The 19,653-nt window shown below is 63.8% G+C and carries 21 protein-coding genes; 5 read left to right on the top strand and 16 right to left on the bottom strand.

Annotated features, from left to right (window positions below):
- Positions 1-61: 61 nt before the first annotated feature.
- Positions 62-1,099, top strand: coding sequence for a LacI family DNA-binding transcriptional regulator (locus ABI582_RS07215; protein ID WP_442118802.1), 1,038 nt, complete (start codon positions 62-64; stop codon positions 1,097-1,099).
- Positions 1,100-1,104: 5 nt separating this feature from the next.
- Here ABI582_RS07215 and ABI582_RS07220 read toward each other — a convergent pair whose 3' ends face one another.
- The 10 genes from ABI582_RS07220 to ABI582_RS07265 form a co-directional block, all read right to left on the bottom strand.
- Positions 1,105-2,031 carry an alpha/beta hydrolase gene (locus ABI582_RS07220; protein WP_442118803.1) on the bottom strand — a complete coding sequence of 309 codons (927 nt, stop codon included), beginning with the start codon at positions 2,029-2,031 and terminating at the stop codon, positions 1,105-1,107.
- 103 nt (positions 2,032-2,134) lie between these two features.
- On the bottom strand, positions 2,135-3,415 hold the full coding sequence (locus ABI582_RS07225) for an OprD family porin (RefSeq protein WP_442118804.1): 1,281 nt from the start codon (positions 3,413-3,415) through the stop codon (positions 2,135-2,137).
- Between the two features lie 51 nt (positions 3,416-3,466).
- A complete protein-coding gene (locus tag ABI582_RS07230; RefSeq protein ID WP_442118805.1) occupies positions 3,467-4,336 on the bottom strand; it encodes an aldose 1-epimerase in 870 nt (289 codons plus the stop codon).
- 93 nt (positions 4,337-4,429) lie between these two features.
- Complete coding sequence (locus ABI582_RS07235; RefSeq protein WP_442118806.1) at positions 4,430-5,518, bottom strand: mandelate racemase/muconate lactonizing enzyme family protein; 1,089 nt, start codon at positions 5,516-5,518, stop codon at positions 4,430-4,432.
- Complete coding sequence (locus ABI582_RS07240; RefSeq protein ID WP_442118807.1) at positions 5,515-6,324, bottom strand: NAD-dependent epimerase/dehydratase family protein; 810 nt, start codon at positions 6,322-6,324, stop codon at positions 5,515-5,517. The genes ABI582_RS07235 and ABI582_RS07240 overlap by 4 nt, the downstream gene beginning before the upstream one ends.
- A 69-nt stretch (positions 6,325-6,393) precedes the next feature.
- Positions 6,394-7,683: an MFS transporter gene (locus ABI582_RS07245; RefSeq protein ID WP_442118808.1), complete on the bottom strand. Its 1,290-nt coding sequence runs from the start codon at positions 7,681-7,683 to the stop codon at positions 6,394-6,396.
- Positions 7,684-7,770: 87 nt separating this feature from the next.
- On the bottom strand, positions 7,771-8,064 hold the full coding sequence (locus ABI582_RS07250; RefSeq protein ID WP_442118809.1) for a Dabb family protein: 294 nt from the start codon (positions 8,062-8,064) through the stop codon (positions 7,771-7,773).
- 13 nt (positions 8,065-8,077) lie between these two features.
- Complete coding sequence (locus ABI582_RS07255) at positions 8,078-9,484, bottom strand: aldehyde dehydrogenase (NADP(+)) (protein ID WP_442118810.1); 1,407 nt, start codon at positions 9,482-9,484, stop codon at positions 8,078-8,080.
- A gap of 108 nt (positions 9,485-9,592) precedes the next feature.
- The gene (locus tag ABI582_RS07260; protein ID WP_368975722.1) at positions 9,593-10,039 is read right to left on the bottom strand and encodes a nuclear transport factor 2 family protein; all 447 of its coding nucleotides are present in this window, start codon (positions 10,037-10,039) and stop codon (positions 9,593-9,595) included.
- 3 nt (positions 10,040-10,042) lie between these two features.
- Positions 10,043-10,852 carry a ribonuclease activity regulator RraA gene (locus ABI582_RS07265; RefSeq protein WP_442118811.1) on the bottom strand — a complete coding sequence of 270 codons (810 nt, stop codon included), beginning with the start codon at positions 10,850-10,852 and terminating at the stop codon, positions 10,043-10,045.
- A gap of 172 nt (positions 10,853-11,024) precedes the next feature.
- On the opposite strand from ABI582_RS07265, the gene ABI582_RS07270 reads away from it, so the two are divergent.
- Positions 11,025-12,596 (top strand): IclR family transcriptional regulator domain-containing protein, encoded by a 1,572-nt coding sequence (locus ABI582_RS07270; protein WP_442118812.1) that lies wholly within the window; start codon positions 11,025-11,027, stop codon positions 12,594-12,596.
- Positions 12,597-12,624: 28 nt separating this feature from the next.
- On the opposite strand, the gene ABI582_RS07275 is transcribed toward ABI582_RS07270, so the two are convergent.
- Genes ABI582_RS07275 through ABI582_RS07285 form a run of 3 tightly spaced genes read right to left on the bottom strand, consistent with a single transcriptional unit; the run spans position 12,625 to position 13,843 of the window.
- Positions 12,625-13,266, bottom strand: coding sequence for a LysE family translocator (locus ABI582_RS07275; protein WP_258652161.1), 642 nt, complete (start codon positions 13,264-13,266; stop codon positions 12,625-12,627).
- A 50-nt stretch (positions 13,267-13,316) separates the two neighbouring features.
- Complete coding sequence (locus tag ABI582_RS07280) at positions 13,317-13,517, bottom strand: DUF1289 domain-containing protein (RefSeq protein WP_010954468.1); 201 nt, start codon at positions 13,515-13,517, stop codon at positions 13,317-13,319.
- 8 nt (positions 13,518-13,525) lie between these two features.
- Positions 13,526-13,843, bottom strand: a complete 318-nt coding sequence (locus ABI582_RS07285; RefSeq protein ID WP_028613116.1) for a hypothetical protein — start codon at positions 13,841-13,843, stop codon at positions 13,526-13,528.
- 309 nt (positions 13,844-14,152) lie between these two features.
- On the opposite strand from ABI582_RS07285, the gene ABI582_RS07290 reads away from it, so the two are divergent.
- Complete coding sequence (locus tag ABI582_RS07290) at positions 14,153-15,901, top strand: BCCT family transporter (RefSeq protein WP_442118813.1); 1,749 nt, start codon at positions 14,153-14,155, stop codon at positions 15,899-15,901.
- A gap of 149 nt (positions 15,902-16,050) precedes the next feature.
- On the opposite strand, the gene ABI582_RS07295 is transcribed toward ABI582_RS07290, so the two are convergent.
- Positions 16,051-16,530: a VOC family protein gene (locus ABI582_RS07295; protein WP_338744260.1), complete on the bottom strand. Its 480-nt coding sequence runs from the start codon at positions 16,528-16,530 to the stop codon at positions 16,051-16,053.
- Between the two features lie 259 nt (positions 16,531-16,789).
- Between ABI582_RS07295 and ABI582_RS07300 the strand changes: the two genes are divergently transcribed.
- A complete protein-coding gene (locus ABI582_RS07300) occupies positions 16,790-17,440 on the top strand; it encodes a TIGR04211 family SH3 domain-containing protein (RefSeq protein ID WP_338744261.1) in 651 nt (216 codons plus the stop codon).
- A 61-nt stretch (positions 17,441-17,501) separates the two neighbouring features.
- Here ABI582_RS07300 and ABI582_RS07305 read toward each other — a convergent pair whose 3' ends face one another.
- Both ABI582_RS07305 and ABI582_RS07310 read right to left on the bottom strand, forming a co-directional pair.
- Positions 17,502-17,774, bottom strand: coding sequence for a hypothetical protein (locus ABI582_RS07305; RefSeq protein ID WP_442118814.1), 273 nt, complete (start codon positions 17,772-17,774; stop codon positions 17,502-17,504).
- A gap of 90 nt (positions 17,775-17,864) precedes the next feature.
- Entirely contained in the window at positions 17,865-18,785 is a 921-nt protein-coding gene (locus ABI582_RS07310) for a LysR family transcriptional regulator (protein WP_442118815.1), read from the bottom strand.
- A 124-nt stretch (positions 18,786-18,909) separates the two neighbouring features.
- On the opposite strand from ABI582_RS07310, the gene ABI582_RS07315 reads away from it, so the two are divergent.
- Positions 18,910-19,644: an SDR family NAD(P)-dependent oxidoreductase gene (locus ABI582_RS07315; RefSeq protein WP_442118816.1), complete on the top strand. Its 735-nt coding sequence runs from the start codon at positions 18,910-18,912 to the stop codon at positions 19,642-19,644.
- The last annotated feature ends 9 nt before the right edge of the window (positions 19,645-19,653 follow it).

A 19,653-nucleotide genomic window follows, 5' to 3' on the forward strand; every position in this document is an offset into this window, starting at 1 on the left:
AAAGCGCGACCATTGCGGTAGAATTGGCAACCCGCTCAAAGCTCCTGCGCAGAGGCCCTCGATGCTGGAAACGCCCGCTACCGTCGCTGATCCCAAGCCCCTTGTAGCCACCCCTGCCACTCTTGATGACGTGGCGAAAATGGCCAAGGTGTCGCCGATCACTGTTTCCCGGGTGATCAACCGGCCGGAACTGGTGTCGGAAAAAACCCAGAAAAAAGTGCGCAACGCCATCCGCAAGACCGGCTACGTGCCCAACATGCTCGCGGGTGCGCTGGTCTCGCAGCGCAGCCGGCTGGTCATCGTGGTGGTGCCTAACCTGGCCAATCGCGCGTTCGTCGACACCATCACCGAACTGGGCAAGCGCCTGGCAGCGGCGCGTTACCAACTGCTGCTGAGCCAGTCGGATCTCAACGAAAGCCATGAATACGAACTGATCGACACGATCCTCGCCCGCCGCCCAGATGGCATCGTCCTCACCCGCCGCCTGCAAAGCGATGCCGCGCGGGAAAAACTGCTGATCCGGGGCATCCCCGTGGTTGAGACCTGGGAACTGACCGAGCAGCCGATCGACACGGTGGTGGGGTTTTCCCATGAGGCCGTTGGCCGTGCCATGGCAGAGCACATCATCGAGCGCGGCCATCGTCGGGTCGGCCTGGTGTGGAGCGACGACGACCGTGCCAACCGACGCCGCCAGGCGTGTGTGGCCTGCTTGCAACAAGCGGGTGTAGAGATTGTTGCCTGCGAGTTGCAGTCGGCTCCGGTGAACATGGGCCACGGTCGCCAGGCCATGGCCCGCCTGCTGGCCGCCAATGTGAAAATGGACGCGGTGATCTGCAGCATTGACCTGTTGGCGCAGGGCGCCATGGCCGAAGCCCAGGCCCAGGGGTTGCAAATCCCGACGAATATCGCCGTGATGGGCTTCGGCGACCTGGAGTTCGCCGCCCACACCCACCCGCGCCTGAGCACGGTGAGCATTGACGGCGAGCGCATCGGCCTGCGTACTGCTGAGTTGCTGTTGCAGCGCATGGATGGCAGCCTAGGGCGTGGCCAATGCGTGGAGGATGTCGGATTCCGCCTGGTGGTGCGCGAAAGTACCTGAATGTATCAGCCTTGCGCCCAGCGCTGCAGTTGCGCGGCCATGCGCACCCAGGCCTGCTCGACCTCGGCCACGCCGAACGCACGCAGGCTGGAATGCACCATCCCCTCGCCCACCCACAGCTCGGCAGGCACCCCATGTGCCGAAAGCGCCTGGCAATAGCCGATGCCGTGGTCACACAGTGGATCGACCCGTGCGACCACCACCAGCGCCGGCGCTAACCCGGCAAAGTCATCAGCCTCCAGTGGCATGGCACAGGGGTCGGTACGCTCGGCCTGGTTGGGCAAAAATCCTTGCAGCGACTGCATCAGCCCCGCCACCGTCAACATGGGTGCTTGCGCATGCTCCTGCATCGACGGCAGGTGCTGGCTGGCCGTGAGCACCGGGTAGGCCAGCAACTGGCCCAAGGGCTGCGCCTGGCCAGCATTGAGCAGTGCCCTGCACAGCCCCGCTGCCAAGGTGCCGCCAGCGCTGTCGCCAGCGACCATAAGCGTGGTTTGACTAAGGTTGGCGTCGACTTTTCCGGTGCGCAGTGCCGCCCACGCCTTCAGGCAATCCTCCAGGGGTGCGGGGTAGGCATGTTCGGGGGCGAGGCGGTATTCGACTGCGACGATGGCCAACCGAACCCGTTGCGCCAAGGTGTAGGCAAACCAGTCGTGGGTGTCGAGATTGCCCAGGTCCCAGCCGCCGCCGTGGATGTACAGCAGCGTTGCCCAGCCACCTTCGGGTGCCGGGCCAGCAGGTTGATAGCAGCGAAGGCGCAGGCCCTGCAAGTCGATGTCCTCGATCCGCCAGCCTTCAGGCGGTGGCGGGGTGCAATGGCGGCAGGCTTGGAGGAATGCTGAGCGCCGGGCGGCCAGGCTGCTGTCGGCCGGGGTGAAGCGTTTACTGTTGTCGATATAGGCCTGCATGGCAGGGTCCAAGGGCTGGAGCATTGGTGTCTTCCTGGGTTTTTTGTAGGGGGATGATGATTCTCCGCGGACCTGGGCGGTGAACGACCGCTCCCACAGGGCTGCAACGCAGCCCCAGGCCAAAGACTCAAAACAGCGGCAAGGTATAGGCAATGATCACGCGGTTCTCGTCGCGCCGCCCGGTCGCATCCCCGCGCAGTTCAACGTTGCGCCAGCGTAACGCCAGGTTCTTCAGCGGCCCGCTCTGGATCACGTACGTGACATCAAGATTACGCTCCCACTCACTGCCATCCTCCCCCGCCACCTTGAAATTGTCCCCACGCACATAACGGGCGAACGCGGTCAGCCCCGGCACGCCCAACGCTGCAAAATCCACATCGTAACGCAGCTGCCAGGAGCGCTCCTGCGCACGGTCGAACCGCAGCACCTGCACGGCATTGGCAACCCCCGGCAGGTCGGTGTCATGGATGAACGGCAGGGCACTGTCGCCAGCGTTGTACTGATAACCGAGGCGCAATGTCTGCGCCCGCAGATTGGCACTGAGCATGGCCGAGGTCATGCGGCTGTCCAGGGTGCCGGCCTTCTCGCTGCCAGACTCGCCAGTGTCAAGGTAGTTGAGGGTGCCAGACAGGTTCCAGTCTCCTGCCTTGAAGCCTTGAGTAGCGGTGTATAGCGTCTGCTGGTAGACGTCCTGCAAACGGCCGCTCCACAACCCCAGCGAGGTCTGCGGAGTGGCGCGCCAGGTGCCACCCAGGTAGTCGAAGCGGTCGCTGAACACGCTGTAGTAGTTGCCCACCTGGATATCACGGGCACCGGCGAACTCGCGCTGGTTGACCTTGCGCATCTGGCCCAGGCCGATGTCGATGTTGTCCAGCTCGCGGATATCTAGCATCGCGCCTTCAAAGAACTGCGGCAGCAAACGGGCATCACCTGAGCTGACCAACGGAATTTTGGGGAACAGCCCGCCCACTTTCAGCTCGCTCTTCGAGTACTTGAGCTTGAGCGCTGCTGTGGCTTCGGAGTACTCATCGACCGAGCGCGGATCGGCATTGCGCGGCCCGCCCGCGCGGTCATAGGCACCGGGCAGCAAGGCAGTGCCGCTGCGGGAAGGCGATGAATCAAGCTTCAACCCAAGCCCCGCGTACACATCCACGCCCACCCCGACCGTGGTGTCGGTGTAGCCGGATTCACCCTTGAGAATGAAGCCCTGGGCCCACTCCTCCAGCTTGGACTGGGCCGGCTTGGTCGAGTCGCGCAGATCGTGGTTGTAGTAGAAGTTGCGAAAGGTCAGGTTAGCCTTGCTGTCGTCCAGAAAGGCCGCCTGGGCACATAGCGGCCCCAGGCCCAGCAGCAGCGACAACGGTTTTGCAGCGCGAGCGAAGCCCGCTCCAGTCGAGGAGTGTTTCATTTTTGTTGTTCTCTTCATGGTTTGTGTCGGGTACAGCGGTCGGGCAGTAAGTCAGCGTCGTTGCCAGGTGAGATCGAGGGATGCCTGCAGGCGTTGACCGGGGGCCAGCTCATGGGTACCGGTCTGCTCCCAACTGTCCCGCGGCTGATTGAAGGCATCGGCCAGGTGCGAAACCGGCTCCAGGCACAGGTAGGGGCTGCCAGCTGGGGCGAAGGCAACAAAATGGCTCAGCGGCTCGCTAGCCTGCAGGCACAGGGTGGCGCTTGTGTAGTCGAGCTGCAGCTGACCATCCCAGCACGACTGGTAGTGCGCCAGGCCATGGGCGGCGTCGGCATCGATCAACAGCGCTTGGGTCACCTCCCGGAAATCGCCGGTGGCTAGGTACTGGTCGTCGATTTGCCATTCGCGGCCTGCCTGGTAGCGGACTTTCATGCCGGGGTGACGCTGGAAGTAAGGGTGCAGCCCCAGCCCCGCGGGCATCGGTGTCTCCCCCCGGTTGACCAGCGCCAGCTCGATACGCAGGCGCTTGCCGTCAAGCACGAAGCGTTGCTCAGCCCGGAATGCCCAGGGCCAGTGTTCGCCCTGGTAGTCGCAGGCGAGGGTCAGCCATTGATCCCCCTGCTCCACGACCTGCCACGGCACGGCATGAGCCACGCCGTGCAAGGTGTGCGGCTGCGCGGCGGGGTGCACTGGCAGAGCGTAATCGCAGCCCTCGAAATGCAGGTGGGCATTGCGGATACGGTTGGAGTACGGCATCAGCGGATAAGCACCGGCCCGGGGCCAGTCCAGCGGGTCGAACGACTCGGCAGCAATCGGCAGCAGCAGGTCGAGCCCGTCGGCACGCAGGTGGGCGATACGCCCGCCCCAGGCGGGAAGCAGGCCAAGTGACCAGGTGGCATTGCTCAGCAGCAAAGGTTGCATGGAACCTCCTGTGCCCTTTTTTCGGGCACGGCATTGCCCTGCCGCCGCGCCGGGGCGCGGCAGAGGGAAGCTCAACGAGTGATGGTGTAGGGCTTAGCGGCGGAAGCGCTCGGCCACTGCAAGGTCAATGTCCAGGCCCAGGCCCGGCCCCTGCGGGATTTGCAGCTGATTGCCCTGACGCAGCTGCTCCACCGGGTACAGCCAGCCGGCCGGTTCGACGAACAGGTATTCCACTTGCGGGACCCGTGGCTGTACCGCAGCCAGGTGCAAGGTGGCGACCAGCCCGGGGCCGAAATACGGACAATGCGGCAGCACTACCGCGTCATGCCGCTCGGCCAGTGCAGCAATGCGCAGGCATTCGGAAATACCGCCGACCTTGGTCACGCTGGGCTGGATCGAATCCACCGCGCCGGCCAGCAGGGCTTGCTCGAACTGCACTGCGGTGCACCAGTTCTCGCCCGCCGATAACGGCACGCCATGCCCGCGCAGGCTGGCCAGGGTGGCGAAGTCCTCGGGCGGGAAGATCGGCTCTTCCAGCCAGGCCAGCTGCAGCTCTGCCAACGCCGGCAACCATTCGCGCGTATCGGCCACGCTCCAGCTGCAGTTCACATCGGTGGCCAACGGCACATCGAAGCCAATAGCCCGGCGGCAGGCGGCAACTTCCGGCACCGTGACCTCATGCAGTTTGATATCGCGAAAGCCCATCGCCAGAGCCTTTTCACAGATTACCGGGGCAACCTCATCGTCGGCGTAGCGCACCAGACTGGCATAGGCTGCCACCTGCTCGCGCCGGGCCTGGCCCAGCAGTTTGTGCAACGGCACGCCTCCGCGGCGCGCCGCCAGGTCCCACAGGGCAATATCGACCCCGGAGATGGCGAACATCGTCACCCCATAGCGCCCAAACAGGTGCAGGCGCAGCTGCAGCTCGCGGTTGAACCCGGCGATATCATCCACCTGCCGCCCCACCAGCAAAGGTGCGATCAGGCGGTCGATCAGGGCCTTGGTGGCATCAGCGACAAAATAGCCGAAAGCTTCACCCCACCCGACATTGCCGTGTTCGTCCTCCAGCCGAATGAGCACGTTTTCCAGGGTGTGCCAGGTGGTCGGGGTGATGCCTTGCCCTTTGCCGCCATCGTGAAAGGGAATTTCGACGATCTGCGTATCGATACGGACGATCTTCATGCTTGCTCCAGCACACTGGCCAAAGGAACCCCGGCGTAAGCGCCACCTACGTGATCACGGCCGGACCCGACCGGTGCCATGGCCTCATAGGCCAGGAAATTATCTGCCAGGTTATCGGCCGCATTGTCCTGCGGCCGGTAACCCAATTCGCGCGCGCGGCGGTTGTGGAAGAAGGCGTCTGGGCATTCCGACACACCGTAGACGATCTCGTGACGCACCTGCGGGTGCTCCAGGCCGATCAGCACCAGCTGGGCCAGGTCGCGGGCGCTGGTCCACAAGCGCAGGCGGCGGGCATCGGCCACCTTGGCATCGGCATTGCCAATACGCACGATGAAGGTGGCCAGCTCGCTGCGCTGCGAGAAGGTCGCGCAAGCCGCCTCGCCAAACACTTTGCTCAGGGCGTAGTAGCTGTCCGGTGCTACCGGGCTGTCATCGAAGTGGGTCGCCGCCTCGCTGTGGTACTGGCCAAGCACATGGTGGCTGCTGGCGAACACAAAACGCTTGGCACCGGCGCGCTGGGCAGCTTCCAGCAGGTACAGGGTGGCGTGGTAGTTGGGCTCCACGGTGCTCTGGAACTGGATATCAGTGCCGTGGGCACAGGCCAGGTGCAGCACCGCATCGACTCCTTCGGCTGCCTGGCGGACAAAGGCCGGGTCGGTCAAATCGCCGACCAGCACGGTTTCCCCGGCAGCCAGGTCGGTGACGGGGCGACGGTCCAGCAGGCGCAGGTTGAAGCGTTCGCGCAAGTAAGGGCGCAGAGCGGTCCCAACAATACCGGCGGCGCCGGTGACAAGTAGCGTAGGCATGGCGAATTCCCGAAAAACAAAGGTAGTGCAAAGGCCTGGCAGCATTCCGCCACCAGGCATGCGCGCAGCTTAGGCGGTGGCGACCACGGCGGCCTGCTTGGCCGGTTTCTGGCCGACGAACAAGGCAACGATTAGCGCCCCCAGGATACCCAGGGCCGCCGCCAGGCCGAAGCCGCTGGCGTAAGTGCCGGTGGACTGGATGATGAAGCCGGTTACGGTGGGCGCGACGATGCCGCTGAGGTTGGCCAGCCCATGCATGAAGCCACCTGCGGTGCCCACCTGGTGATCCGGTACGGCATCCTGGATCAGCGACCAGTAGGCCGGTGCGGTCAGCATCAGGAAGCCGATGGCCACGGTCATCACTGTCACGGTGCTGGTCACGCTCTGCACCTGGCCGGTCAACCCGATGCACACGGCGGCGATCAGCAGGCAGGTCACCAGCACCACCTTGCGCGAGAACAACTGCTTGCCGGTGCGCTTGAACACCCAGTCGATCAGCAGGCCACCACAGATGAAGCCCACGGTACCCACCAGCCAGGGCAGCGCGGTGACGATGCTCATGGCCTTCAGGTCGATGCCCTTGGCGTCAATCAGGTAGCTGGGGAACCAGGTCATGAAGAAATAGAGGATGTAGTTGTAGCAGAACAGCGACACACCGGTGACCAGCACCGAACGCTGCAGGACGATCTGCAGCACTGGGGTGCGTGGCGCGTCCGCCACCGCAGTGACCGGTACCTCGCGGCCCTCGTTGATCAGCGCCAGCTCTTCGGCCGACACCAGCGGGTGCTCCTTGGGCGTTGACGCTGCCATGCGCCACCAGGCGATGGCCCACAGCACGCCGATCACGGCGATCACCACGAAGGCCACGCGCCAGCCCAGCCAGAGGGCGAGAAAGCCTACGATCGGGCCGGCCAGGGCGCCACCCAGCGGGCCACCGGCCTGGTTGATGCCGATGGCGCGCGCACGCTCCTTGATCGGGAACCAACTGTTTACGGTCTTGTTGGCGGTAGTGGACACCGGCCCTTCGCCCACGCCAAACAGTGCACGCACGATCAACAACGACCAGAAGTTGAACGCCAGTGCGGTAGAACCGCACAGCACCGACCAGAATCCCATCGACCAGGTCAGCACGCGCTTGGGGCCGAAGCGGTCCGCCAGGTAACCACCGACGAAGCAGAACAAGGCATAACCGAAGAAGAAGCTGCTGAAGATCATGCCCTTTTCGGCGGGCGTGAGGTGGTATTCCTGGGTAATGAAGGGCATGGCGATCGACAAGGCAGCGCGATCCACATAGTTGATGATCATGGCCAGAAACAACATGGTCAGGATCGTCCAGCGGTAATTCTTTTTCTTGTTCATGTACGACTCCGCCCGGCACCTGTGATGCCGGATCTTTTTTGTTATAGCGCCTGGCCCCAGCCAGCGGGCCAGGCGCTGATCAGGGGGCTAGACGCTGTAATCCACCGCCACCCACTCGAAGTACTGCTTGAGGTCGGCGACCAAGGCCTGGTGCGCCGGGTGTGGCAGGTAGCGCTGTACCGCATCGGCATCGTCAAAGGCGGACTCGAGGATGTAGTCCCAGCATATCGGCCGGTCCAGCTCGTTAGCGGCGACCCTCCAGTCGCGGATGAAGTCAATTTGCTGCGCAAGGTCGCGCATCTGCGCCACCAGTGCCGCTTCCCGTTCAGGCTGCGCGTCGACGCCAGGCAGGCGGCGGAACAGCACGATATGTCGCATCATCGCCCTGCCCTCCTCAGCCCAGCACCCAGGCCGGCGCGTCCTGCAGGGCCACCGGGCGCAGGAATCGCTCGATGGCGGCATAGCCAACCGAGGTGGTCTGCGGGGCGGTGGACGACGGCCACGGGCCACCGTGCTGCTGGGCGTGGCACACGGCAACACCAGTCGGCACACCCGTGAACAGCACGCGTCCGGACACACGCTGGGCAGCACGCAGCAGTTGGCGGTTGTCTTCGCTTTCGGCGTCCAGGCCCCACAGCGTGGTAGTCAGCGTGCCTCCCACGGCGTCGAGTACTTCGGCGATCTGGGCTACTGACTGCGCAGTGACAATGAGCGCGGCCGGGCCGAACATCTCTTCACGCAGGTGCGCATTGGCGATGAACGCAGCGGCGCCGGTGGCGAACAGGCGCGGTGCCGGACCGGCGGCATCGGCATGCGCGGTGAACACCGGCGTGGCGTTGGCGGCCACCGTGGCGGCAGCGGCTTCGAACCCCTGCTGGATGCCCGGGGTGAGCATACGGTGCGTGGCGATCGGCGCAATGGCTTCGCCCAGTTGGGCGACGAAGCGCTGGCTGTGCGGCGAATCGAGCAGCACGATCACGCCTGGGCTGGTGCAAAACTGCCCGCAACCGAGGGTGATCGACGCCGCCAGGGTCCTGGCCAGGTTTTCGCTGTCTTTTTCCAGCGCGGCAGGCAAGGCCACCAGCGGGTTGATCGAACCCAGCTCGCCAAAGAACGGCACAGGGCGAGCGCGCGCATTGGCCGCCTGCCACAGGGCTTTACCGCCCTGGTAGGATCCGGTGAAAGCCACCGCTGCAATCATCGGGTGCTGCACCAGGTAGGTGCCGGTGGCGCGGTCAGGCGCTTCGGCCAGGGTCAGCAGGCCTTCCGGCAGGCCCTGGGCGCGGACCACGCCAGCGGCCAGGGCGAATACGGCGCGGGACAGCTCGGGGTGACCCGAATGCGGCTTGACCACCACCGGGCAACCGGCAGCCAAGGCCGAGGCAGTATCACCGCCCAGCACCGAGAAGGCGAAGGGGAAGTTGCTGGCCGAGAACATCGCCACCGGGCCCAGTGCGCGCTGCACCCGGGTCAGGCGGGGGCGGCCGGCGGGCGGAGCGCCGGCAATGGCCTGGTCATCGATCTGGCGATACGGCACTCCGGCTTCCACTTCGCTGGCGAAGCCGCGTAGCTGGAAGGCGGTGCGCGCCACTTCACCGTTCAGGCGAGTTTCACCGAGGCCGCTTTCGCGGTCGGCGATTGCGACCAGTTCGGCTTGCTGCTGTTCCAGGGCATCGGCCAGGCCGCGCAGCAGAGTTGCGCGCTGGGTGGCACTGGAGTCGGCCCAAAAGTCGGCGGCGGCGGACGCTTGGGCGACGACTGCGTCGATAGCTATGAAGTCTGGGTTTTGCGAGGTGGTCATGGGTATCTCCTTCAACATTGCGGTGCGGCCATTCGCGGGTGAACCCGCTCCCACAGTTACAGCGCGGGCCTTGTAGGAGCGGGTTTACCCGCGAAGAGGCCAGTGGCGTTAACGCGCCTTCGGCTCGAGGTGATACCCGCGGCCGACATAGTCGAAATCGACCAGTTCGTTGATCGCCACGTCTTTATCAGCAGGTGACGCGTAGTAGGCACGGATCTCCTTGATCAACCCGCTCTGCTCATCGAACACGTACCACTCATCCCCGCGCAGCGCGGTGCCCAGCTTGCTTTTCCAGTGGGTCCACTCGATCACCGCTTCGTTGCTGTCGTGGCTGACCAGAATCTTCTCGATGGTCCACTGCGACCCCAGGTTCTCCACGCACCACACCCACTTGCGGGCGATGGTGTCGGCCGTGCGCCACGGAATTTCCGGCAGCCCGGACGGGAAGTAATGCACCGCGTCCGGGGTGAAGCAGGACACCAGCTTGTCGTAGTCGCCTTCGTTGCACGCTTCGAAATAGCGACGAATCAGTTGCGCATGCTTGTGCTCGGCCATGCCTCAGCCCTCCTGTTTGTCGATGATCGAAGGTATCGTCGGGCGCCCGGCCGCGACCCAGGCGTGATAGTCGGACACCGACGCCGGGCTCGGCGGGTACACGCCCCACAGCGCTTCCCCGGAGGCGATGCGCATGGCCAGGTAGTTTTCGATGTCGTCCTGCACGCTGCACACCTCGGCCAGTTCTTCAGCCAGGTTCGCCGGTACCACGGTGAGGCCATCTGCGTCGCCGACGATGATGTCACCCGGGTACACAGCCACACCGGCGCAACCAATCGGCACCTGCAAGTCGGCCACGTGGTGGTAGGAAATACGTGTGGTGGCAGTGATTTCGCGGGCATAGGCCGGTAGGCTCATGCTGGCGATCTCACTGCCGTCGCGCAGGGCGCCATCCGTAACGATGGCCTTGGCACCACGGGCCAGCAGGCGGGTTACCAGGATGTTGCCAGCCGAGGCGGCTGCCGGGTCATTGCGGCTGTCGATGACCAATACATCGCCGGGTTTGATCTGCTCCACGCCCACCCATTGCAGGTTGTCGTCGTTGGGCTTGGTGGTCATGGTCGAATAGGTGTCGATGTCTTCCCGGGCCGGGATGAAACGCATGGTGAAGGCACGGCCGGCGAACGGTTTGACGTCATGGGTCATGGCACGCAGGCCGACCAGCGCCGGTTGGCGGAAACCGCGCTTGAACAACTGGGTGGTCAGCGAGCCGCTGCTGCAGGTGGCGAGCTTGGCCAGCACTTCGTCGCTGACTTCGACCTGCTTGCCGGAGACGCTCTCGTGGGCATCGGCGTAGTTGTGGATGACGGACATTGTTGTAGGTTCTCCTCGCGGGTTCATCCGATGGGCTGCAAGCGTGAATTCCCACGATGTGGGACTCATGTTCATTGCAAGCCCTGCTGAGGGCGATTCTATGGCGGAATTTCCCACGAGAAAGGGGCATTCTGTACGCGTACGCGGCCATGTTCCAAGGGGTGGGAAAACAATGAAAACGGGTGAAGGCACCGCAGCACTTGAAAAAGCCCTGGACGTGCTCCAGGCCATTGGTGCAAGCGCGAGCGGCGTCAGCCAGACCGGACTGGCCGAACAGGTGCGGCTACCACGCACCACGCTGTACCGCATCATCGCCACGCTGGTGGAGCGAGGCATGATCCGCCGCGACCCGACCCGCAAGGTCTATCGGCTGGGCTTCAACTATCTGGAAATGGTGCGCAATGCCTACCTGGAGCCCGACCTGGTGGCGGCAGCCAGCGAAGAACTGCGCGCCTTGCGCGACCTGACCGGCGAAACCTCATACCTGGCAGTGCTCGACGGTAACCAGGTGTTGTCACTGGAGCGCTGTGAAGGCGCCCACACACAACGCTCGGCAGCCAGCCTGGGCCAAGGCAAGCCGGTGTACTGCACGGGGCAAGGCAAGGCAATTCTCTCGGCATTGGCGCCCTCGGCACGCGACGAAATCCTCAAAGGCCTGGTGCTGGCCCCGCTGACGCCACTGACCATCACCGACCGCCGCAGGCTGCTGGCCGAATTGCAGATCACCCAGGCCCGCGGCTACGCGCTGGACGATGAAGAAATCCGCCTGGGCATTCGCTGCGTCGCCGCGCCGATCATCGACAAGCAAGGCCAGGTACGTGGCGCCCTGAGCGTCGCCGGGCCGGCGTACCGCCTGACTCTGGAGCGCCTGACCTTGCTCGGCCCGGAGCTGGCCGAGGCCGCACGCCGGGTGGGTGAACAGCTACGCCCGGACAACGCACCACAAGCTGGGGGCGAAATCAGCGTGCTACCTGGGCCCTGGGCATTCCACGGGGCGTTCCCGCGCTGGCATGCCGGTCAGCGGCTGTTGTACTGGGCAGACACCCTAGCACCGGCCATCCATTGCTGGGATGGCCACAGCAGCCGGCTGTTGACCCGCCTGGACCTGCCCGTACGCGGTATGGAACTGCACCCCGACGGTTTGCTGGTGGCCCAGGCTGGCGGTTGGTCGCTGATCGGCTGGGACGGCCACGAACACCCCCGGCAGGATTTGCTCGGCAGTCGCCTGCTGGCCTTGGCCACACACCCTTCGGGCGCGCTGTGGGCGTGTGGGAAAACGGCCAGTGGCTGCCTGATCGGCGAGCTGAGCGCCGAAGGCGAACTACGCCATGGCTGGATGTTACCAGAGCAGGTCAGTGCCTTTCGCTGGGACGCCAAGGGCAGCGCGGTGTATGCCTTGGCACCGGAGTCTGGCGACATCCTGTTGCTGCAGCCTGGCAGCAGCAGCGTACGCAGGCTGGCCTCGCTGCCGCGTGGTGGTGGCCGGCTGGGCGGCTTGGCGCTGGATGCCACAGGCGGCGTGTGGACTACCCAGCTGGACGGCTGGAGCGTGGCCCGCTTCGATGCCGACGGCAACCTGGAGCGCATGATCGGCCTGCCGGTGCCCTGCCCGACCGACCTGTGTTTTGGCGGGGAAGATGGCACCACACTTTTCATTACCAGTGCGCGGCAGGCATTGAAGCTGGAGGTGCTGGGTAGTGCACCAGATTCGGGGTGTTTGCTGCAGATGCGTACCAAGGCTTGAGAACGGGGCCGCGTTGTGGCCCCAGGGCCTAGGCGCCCTGCCGACGCATTGCCAGAATCGCCGCGCCAAAGCCGATAAAGGTGGTGCCCACCACGCGGCTCACCCAGCGTGACATCGACGGCCGGGTCAACACACCCTTGGCCCGTGCCGCCAGTGCGGCATACAAGCTCAGCGAAGCAAGCGACAAGCCCACGAAAATGCCGGTCAGGGTCAGGAACTGCGGCAACAGTGCCGCCCCCTGGTCGATGAACTGCGGGAACAGCGCAGTGAAGAACATGGTTGCCTTGGGGTTGGTCACCGCTGTGAGGAAAGCCGATTTGTACAACTTCAGCGGTGTGGGCCGTACCTTGACAGCACCCTCAGCAGCGCCCTGCTCCAGCATCGGGCTCTTTTTCAGCAACTGCCGCGCACCGAGGTAGAACAGATAGCCTGCCCCCAGGATCTTCACGGCGTTGAACAGTACTTCGGAACTGGCCAGCAACGCGCCCAGCCCAAGCATGGCCGCAGCCGACAGGCAGAACAGGCCAGAGCCATTGCCCAGCGACGACCAGACCGCGCTGCGTTGGCCGTGGGCCAGGCTGTTGTTGATGGCCATCAGCGTGGCGGGGCCAGGGCTGGCGATCGCGATGGCGGCGACCAGGGTAAACGCAAACAGCGAGTGAGAATCCATTTCAGGCTCGTCAGGCAAATCAGGCTAGGCCGCGTGCAGGGCACGCAGGATCAGCCAGCATTCTGCCGCTTGGCTGCCTTCTTGGCGATAGCTTTCATGCGCGTTGCCGCGCGCTGCACGGTGGCCATCTTTTCCGGGCGTTTCATGCCCCGCCATTTGCGAATTTCGTCACGGGTACGGCCACAGCTCACGCACAGCTCGCTGTTGAGCTGGCATAACGAGACGCAGGGGTTGTCGATATCTTTGGCCATGCCACCACTCAGCCGGGCATTTCTGCCCGTGCACGTTCGGCAGCGCTCTGGAACACCTGGCGTACTTCTTCAGACTTGGCTTTGGTGACCGACCTGGCGGCCAGCAGTTCATCGACCACACGAATGCACTGGCCCAGGGCGGTGTCCAGTTGCTCAGCGTCAGAGGCGTCAGCGATATCACCCAGATAAGGAGCGATGAGGTACACGTAACGGTCCTGCAGCTTGAGCGCTGCCAGCGCATCGAGGGCTTTCTGGAACCGATCGGCGGCGGCAGGGCTCATGCTCAATTTATCGAAATGAATCAGGCTCACACGGTCAGTGGCCATTGACGAATCTCCGTTTCCTGGTGCGGCCTGGCCCACAAGCAGCAACGCTTCTACGGTGCCCGGATGTGCAGGCCAGGGTAATGCCCACAGGGTACCAGAACGCGAGGCAGAAAGGGCCATCGCCCCCAGAACTAAAAGTATTTGGCAAGTCGCGCAATGGACGCCCCAGGGCGTTTACGGGACAGGCTCAGCGGTTTCGGGCACAGGATAATCGCCCGGCATTCTCCCCGCCGAGGCCGTCATCGAACTCGGTAGCCCACACAACAACAAGCCTGCGCGTGCAGGTAATCCTGCAAGGGCCTCTAATTCATGGCAAAGGAACACATCACCGAAACACTCGACCTTGGCGTGACGGACCCCTCGAAAACCGCAGAAGCCCGCCAGGACCGGCACTTCGAGGGTAAGCTTGACTGGATCGTATTTGGTTTCACCAGCCTCCTGGCCATCGCGTTCGTCCTCTGGGGCTTCCTCAACCAGGCCAGCCTCGCCAGCAGCGCCTCCAGCGCGCAATCCTGGGTCATTCTCAACTTTGGCTGGTTCTTCGTGCTCACCTCCACGCTTTTCGTGGTGTTCGTGCTGTGGCTGGCCGCCAGCCGTTATGGCCGGGTGCCACTGGGCCGTGATGGCGAACAGCCAGAATTCCGCACGGTGTCCTGGGTGGCAATGATGTTCAGCGCCGGCATGGGCATCGGCCTGATGTTCTTCGGCGTTGCCGAGCCGCTGTCGCACTATGTGACGCCGCCACCCGGCTCGGCCACCGCGCAGACGAGCGAAGCGATGCAGGTGGCTATGGCCACCACCCTGTTCCACTGGACCCTGCACCCCTGGGCCATGTACGCCATCGTCGGCCTGGTGATTGCCTACGGCACCTACCGCCGAGGCCGCTCGCAGCTGATATCCGCCGCATTCCGGCCGCTTATCGGCAAGCACGCCAACGGCCCGCTCGGCCGCCTGATCGACATGATGGCAATCTTTGCCACGCTGTTCGGCTCGGCGGCCTCGCTTGGCCTGGGTGCACTGCAGATTGCCGGCGGGCTGGAATACAATGGCTGGGTCGAAAGCCCCGGCAAGCTGTTCTACATCGCCATCATCACCCTGCTGACCATTGCCTTCGTCACCTCGGCGGTGTCAGGCATCGGCAAGGGCATCCAGTGGCTGTCTAACACCAACATGGTGCTGGCACTGATGCTGGCGGCGTTCGTGTTCATGGTCGGCCCTACCCTGCTCATGCTCAACCTGCTGCCGACCTCGATCGGTATCTACATCAAGATGCTGCCGGAAATGATGGCCCGCACCAACGCCAGTGGCGGCGATCAGATGAACAGCTGGCTGGCCGGCTGGACCGTGTTCTACTGGGCCTGGTGGATTTCCTGGACACCGTTCGTGGGCATGTTCATCGCCCGCATCAGCCGCGGCCGCACCATCCGCCAGTTTGTCACCGGTGTGCTGCTGGTGCCGAGCCTGGTCAGCCTGGTGTGGTTCACCATTTTCGGCGGTGCATCCATCGATGCCCTGCGCGAGGGCGCCTTCCAGTTGGCCAACGGTGCGGTCAACAGCAATCACGCGCTGTACCAGTTGCTGGACAGCTACCCGCTGGCGTCGGCTTCCTCGGTGCTGGTGATGATCCTGGTGGGCATCTTCTTCGTTTCCGGTGCCGATGCGGCGTCACTGGTGATGGGCACGCTGTCGGAGCACGGCACCACCGCGCCATCGCGGCGCACGGTGATTTTCTGGGGCGCGCTGACCGGGACGGTGGCGGCGATCATGCTGGCGATCGGCGACCCGCGTGACCCGGGCGAGGCGCTGACCGGCTTGCAGAACCTGACCATCGTCGTGGCCCTGCCCTTTGTGGTGGTGATGGTGCTGCTGTGCCTGGCGCTGTACCGCGACCTGCGCAAAGACCCGATGATGCTGCGTCACCTGCGCGGCAACGAGCTGATCGAGAAGGCCGTGTTGTATGGGGCGGTGAAGCATGGCGAGGAGTTCTACATCGTGGTGCAGGAGAAGAAGGCTGCGGTGAAGGTGGCGGCAGCAGCGGGCGAAGTGTCCGAAACCTGACCCGCCAGGTCTGTGCGGTCCCTTGCAGGAGCGGGCTGTTACAGCGTTTGGTTCGGGGCCCTCCACCTGAGTTTAGGAACGGCGGGCCCTCGATAAGCGATATTTTCCAGGGCAAATCGATAGCCACACCGTATGACACACCTGAGGGGTTATCCCTTCAATGCCGCCGCTATCTTGGCCACATCGATCTTGCCCATCTGCATCATGGCCTCGAACGCCCGCTTGGCCGCCGCGCGGTCGCTGTGGCCGATGGCCTCGATCAGGATACGGGGGGTGATCTGCCAGGAAATCCCCCATTTGTCCTTGCACCAGCCGCATACGCTGGCCTCGCCGCCATTCGCGATGATCGCATCCCACAAGCGGTCGGTTTCGGCCTGGTCTTCGGTACTGACCTGGAACGAAAACGCCTCACAGTGCTTGAACGTCGAGCCGCCATTTAGCCCCACACAGGGTATGCCCATGACAGTGAATTCGACGGTAATCACATCGCCCTCCTTGCCCGATGGGTAGTCAGCTGGCGCCTGGTGCAGTGCGACCACCTTGCTGTCCGGGAAGAGGCTGGCGTAGAAGTTGGCGGCTTCTTCGGCATCGTTGTCGTACCAGAGGCAGATGGTGTTTTTGGCAGTCATGGCCTTGCTCCATGAAGGGTATGGACCTTTGAGTCTAGCCCCACCGTTGTGCATGAAAAACGGCCGCCCGGTTGAATTCACAGGATGATCGGCGGTGAAGCGCTCAGGGGCGAGTTCTGCAATATCCTGCAGACATTTCCGATATGAGGTAGTGAACCTGCTGACAAAAAAACGGTCTTTGGCTGACGGTCAACTCAGCGACCGGTTCATCGGCCCAGTCACCGGGCCTACTTTTGTCCTGTTTCAGCGAAGACCCAACATGCCCGAATCCCGCCCAACCGCTTCCGTCCTCCCTGCCCTGCGCGGCGGCCTGATTGCCGCCTTGGTGGCCCTTGCCGCGCCGGTGCACGCCGAAGAGCCCGCCAGCGATGCACGCTGGGTCAGCGACAGCCTGAGTACCTATGTGCGCAGCGGCCCCACCGACGGCCACCGCATCGTCGGTACCCTGAAGTCGGGGCAACAGCTGACCCTGCTCGGCACCCAGGGCAATTACAGCCAGGTGCGTGGGCAGAATGGCGATGTGGTGTGGATACTCAGCAACGACTTGCAAGCGGTGCCGGGCCAGAACGAGCGCCTGCCGCAACTCGACGCCCAGGTCTCGGAGCTGACCGGGCAGTTGAAGACCATCGACGACAGCTGGAAGAGCCGCGTGCAGGGCATGCAGGAAACCCTCGACTCACGGAAAAAGCTGATCGACGAACTGGAGGCGCGCAACAAGGCGCTGAATGAACAGTTCGACCAGAGCCAGTCGGAGCTGCGCGACACCCAGGCGCGCCTGGGTGACGAGAACAAGCAGGTGATGATGCGCTACATGGTGTATGGCGGCAGCATTGCCGGTGCGGGCTTGCTGGCCGGGCTGATCTTGCCGGCGTTGACCCGTGGGCGGAAGAAGAACGATCGCTGGTTCTGACAGCAGGGCTGTCCTGCACCGGCCCCTTCGCGGGTAACGCCGCGAAGGGGCCGACCAAGGCTTACTTGCTACGCGCCTTGTTATAGATGGTCTTGGCTTGGTCCGCCGAGGCCTGGCACTGGGTAAAATCACCCTTGATCTGAGCATCCTTGGCATTTTGCAGGTGGACTTTGAAGTCATGGGCCATGCCGCCATGCATCGCCTGGCCACTGGCCTTGTGGAAATCTTCAAGTTCCTTGATCTTGGCCTCACAGTTGCTCGCAGGGTCTGCGTGCACGGCAAAGCTGAGGACGGACGCAATCACCAACAAGGGTATGCATTTCGTGGATTTCATGGAGCGTTCTCCTGGAAACCATAGGGTTTGTCGAGGCGCGTTGGCTCGACGCAGCCAAAAGCATAGTAGGCCCTTGCCTGCCCCGCCCCCTCATGGGAGCGGCCGCCCGGTCTCGGCAAACAGGAAATCGATGAAAACCCGCACCCGTTGCGGCATGTGCCGCGCCTGTGGGTAGATCAGCAGGAACGGCCGCGAAGTCCCGCCAAACTCGGTGAGCACCTCCACCAGTTCACCCTTGGCCAATGCATCTTGCACGGTAAACCGGTAGGCCTGCATCAGCCCACCGCCATGGCGCACCAGCGTGGCAGTGGCGAGAAAATCGCCCTGGCAGGTGAACGCGCCCTGGGTTTCGAGTTCCACCTGGCGGCCATTCTGGCGAAAGCTCCACGGCGGGCGGCGGCCACTGCTGGGCATTTCAAACTGGATGCATTCGTGCCGCAGCAAATCTTCCGGTACCCGAGGCACACCTGCCCTGGCCAGATAGCCTGGCGTGGCCACTACCACCAGTTCAGCATCCTCCAGGCGGCGTGCCACCAAACGTGAATCGGCCGGTTCGCGGCCACGGACGGCCAGGTCGAACGGTTCCTCGGCAAAGTCTACGTTGCGGTTGCTGACATGCACGTCCACCTGCACCTTCGGGTAACGTTGGCGAAATGTCGGCAGCAGTGGCAAAAGCCGGTGGTGGGCATAAGGCGTGGGCACGCTGATGCGCAGGCGGCCGCTCGGCTCGACCTGCCCGCCGGTCACCTGGCGCTCGGCCTCGACCAGTTGCCCAAGCGCCTGTCGGCATTGCTGGTAATAGGCCTGGCCTGCGCTCGACAGGCGCATCTGCCGCGTTGTCCGGACGAACAGGCGTACCCCCAGGCGCTCCTCCAGACGCGCCACGCTGCGGCTGACCGCCGCCGGGGTGACGCCGGCCTCGGTGGCTGCGGCAGTGAAGCTGCCGCTGTCAGCGGCAAGGCAGAACAGCTCCAGGCTGCCCAGTTGCAGGTCATCGAAATGGCGGCTCATAACAGCCTTATTGATTACATGATGTATCGATTGAAATGCTTTGCGCCTCATTTTTCAAGCACTGGTAGCGGCCTACAGTGACGCCACACCGAGCCCATGGCTCACATCACTGGAGAACACGCACATGAACAAGCCAAGCACCGTCATTATCACTGGAGCTTCCAGCGGCCTGGGTTTCGCCATGGCCGAGGCCTTCCTCGAACGCGGCGACAACGTGATCGGTAATGCCCGCAGCCAGGCGCGCCTGGAGCAGGCCGCCGCACGCCTGGGCAACGCCTCGCGCTTCATTGGCGTGGCGGGCGACATTGCCGAGGCCGACACGGCGCAGCGGCTGTTCGCTACCGCCCTGCAAACCTTTGGCGGCGTAGACATCCTGATCAACAACGCCGGCATCTTCATTGCCAAACCGTTTGTCGAGTACAGCGAGGCTGATGTCGACGCCCTGGTCGGCACCAACCTCAAGGGCTTCTTTTACCCGGCCCAGGAAGCGGCGCGGATCATGACCCGGCAAGGGTATGGGCAGATCATCGCCATCACTGCCTCCATCGCCCTGCAACCGGACACCCGCGTGCCCGCCCTGCTGCCGGTACTGGTCAAGGGAGGCCTCAACCAGGCGGTTAAAGGCCTGGCACTGGAGCTGGCGGCCAGTGGCGTGCAGGTGAATGCCGTGGCACCGGGGATCATCGAAACACCGCTGCATGGCGGCAATATTCAGGGGATGGGCGCGTTGTCGCCCAGTGGCCGCACCGGCTCGCCCCAGGACGTGGTTGACGCGGTACTTTATCTGGCCGACTCACGCTTTGTCAGCGGTGTGATTCTGCCTGTGGATGGCGGTAGCACCGCTGGCACCTGGCACTGATCAGAGGAG

Origin of the sequence: Pseudomonas sp. SAS7 (assembly GCF_052112345.1) — a bacterium.
Taxonomy (GTDB): Bacteria; Pseudomonadota; Gammaproteobacteria; order Pseudomonadales; family Pseudomonadaceae; genus Aquipseudomonas; species Aquipseudomonas putida_Q.

Coding starts and splice junctions, on each gene's coding strand:
- ABI582_RS07215 (WP_442118802.1), top strand. CDS start 62: ATGCTGGAAACGCCCGCTACCGTCGCTGATCCCAAGCCCCTTGTAGCC.
- ABI582_RS07220 (WP_442118803.1), bottom strand. CDS start 2,031: ATGCTCCAGCCCTTGGACCCTGCCATGCAGGCCTATATCGACAACAGT.
- ABI582_RS07225 (WP_442118804.1), bottom strand. CDS start 3,415: ATGAAACACTCCTCGACTGGAGCGGGCTTCGCTCGCGCTGCAAAACCG.
- ABI582_RS07230 (WP_442118805.1), bottom strand. CDS start 4,336: ATGCAACCTTTGCTGCTGAGCAATGCCACCTGGTCACTTGGCCTGCTT.
- ABI582_RS07235 (WP_442118806.1), bottom strand. CDS start 5,518: ATGAAGATCGTCCGTATCGATACGCAGATCGTCGAAATTCCCTTTCAC.
- ABI582_RS07240 (WP_442118807.1), bottom strand. CDS start 6,324: ATGCCTACGCTACTTGTCACCGGCGCCGCCGGTATTGTTGGGACCGCT.
- ABI582_RS07245 (WP_442118808.1), bottom strand. CDS start 7,683: ATGAACAAGAAAAAGAATTACCGCTGGACGATCCTGACCATGTTGTTT.
- ABI582_RS07250 (WP_442118809.1), bottom strand. CDS start 8,064: ATGATGCGACATATCGTGCTGTTCCGCCGCCTGCCTGGCGTCGACGCG.
- ABI582_RS07255 (WP_442118810.1), bottom strand. CDS start 9,484: ATGACCACCTCGCAAAACCCAGACTTCATAGCTATCGACGCAGTCGTC.
- ABI582_RS07260 (WP_368975722.1), bottom strand. CDS start 10,039: ATGGCCGAGCACAAGCATGCGCAACTGATTCGTCGCTATTTCGAAGCG.
- ABI582_RS07265 (WP_442118811.1), bottom strand. CDS start 10,852: ATGTCCGTCATCCACAACTACGCCGATGCCCACGAGAGCGTCTCCGGC.
- ABI582_RS07270 (WP_442118812.1), top strand. CDS start 11,025: ATGAAAACGGGTGAAGGCACCGCAGCACTTGAAAAAGCCCTGGACGTG.
- ABI582_RS07275 (WP_258652161.1), bottom strand. CDS start 13,266: ATGGATTCTCACTCGCTGTTTGCGTTTACCCTGGTCGCCGCCATCGCG.
- ABI582_RS07280 (WP_010954468.1), bottom strand. CDS start 13,517: ATGGCCAAAGATATCGACAACCCCTGCGTCTCGTTATGCCAGCTCAAC.
- ABI582_RS07285 (WP_028613116.1), bottom strand. CDS start 13,843: ATGGCCACTGACCGTGTGAGCCTGATTCATTTCGATAAATTGAGCATG.
- ABI582_RS07290 (WP_442118813.1), top strand. CDS start 14,153: ATGGCAAAGGAACACATCACCGAAACACTCGACCTTGGCGTGACGGAC.
- ABI582_RS07295 (WP_338744260.1), bottom strand. CDS start 16,530: ATGACTGCCAAAAACACCATCTGCCTCTGGTACGACAACGATGCCGAA.
- ABI582_RS07300 (WP_338744261.1), top strand. CDS start 16,790: ATGCCCGAATCCCGCCCAACCGCTTCCGTCCTCCCTGCCCTGCGCGGC.
- ABI582_RS07305 (WP_442118814.1), bottom strand. CDS start 17,774: ATGAAATCCACGAAATGCATACCCTTGTTGGTGATTGCGTCCGTCCTC.
- ABI582_RS07310 (WP_442118815.1), bottom strand. CDS start 18,785: ATGAGCCGCCATTTCGATGACCTGCAACTGGGCAGCCTGGAGCTGTTC.
- ABI582_RS07315 (WP_442118816.1), top strand. CDS start 18,910: ATGAACAAGCCAAGCACCGTCATTATCACTGGAGCTTCCAGCGGCCTG.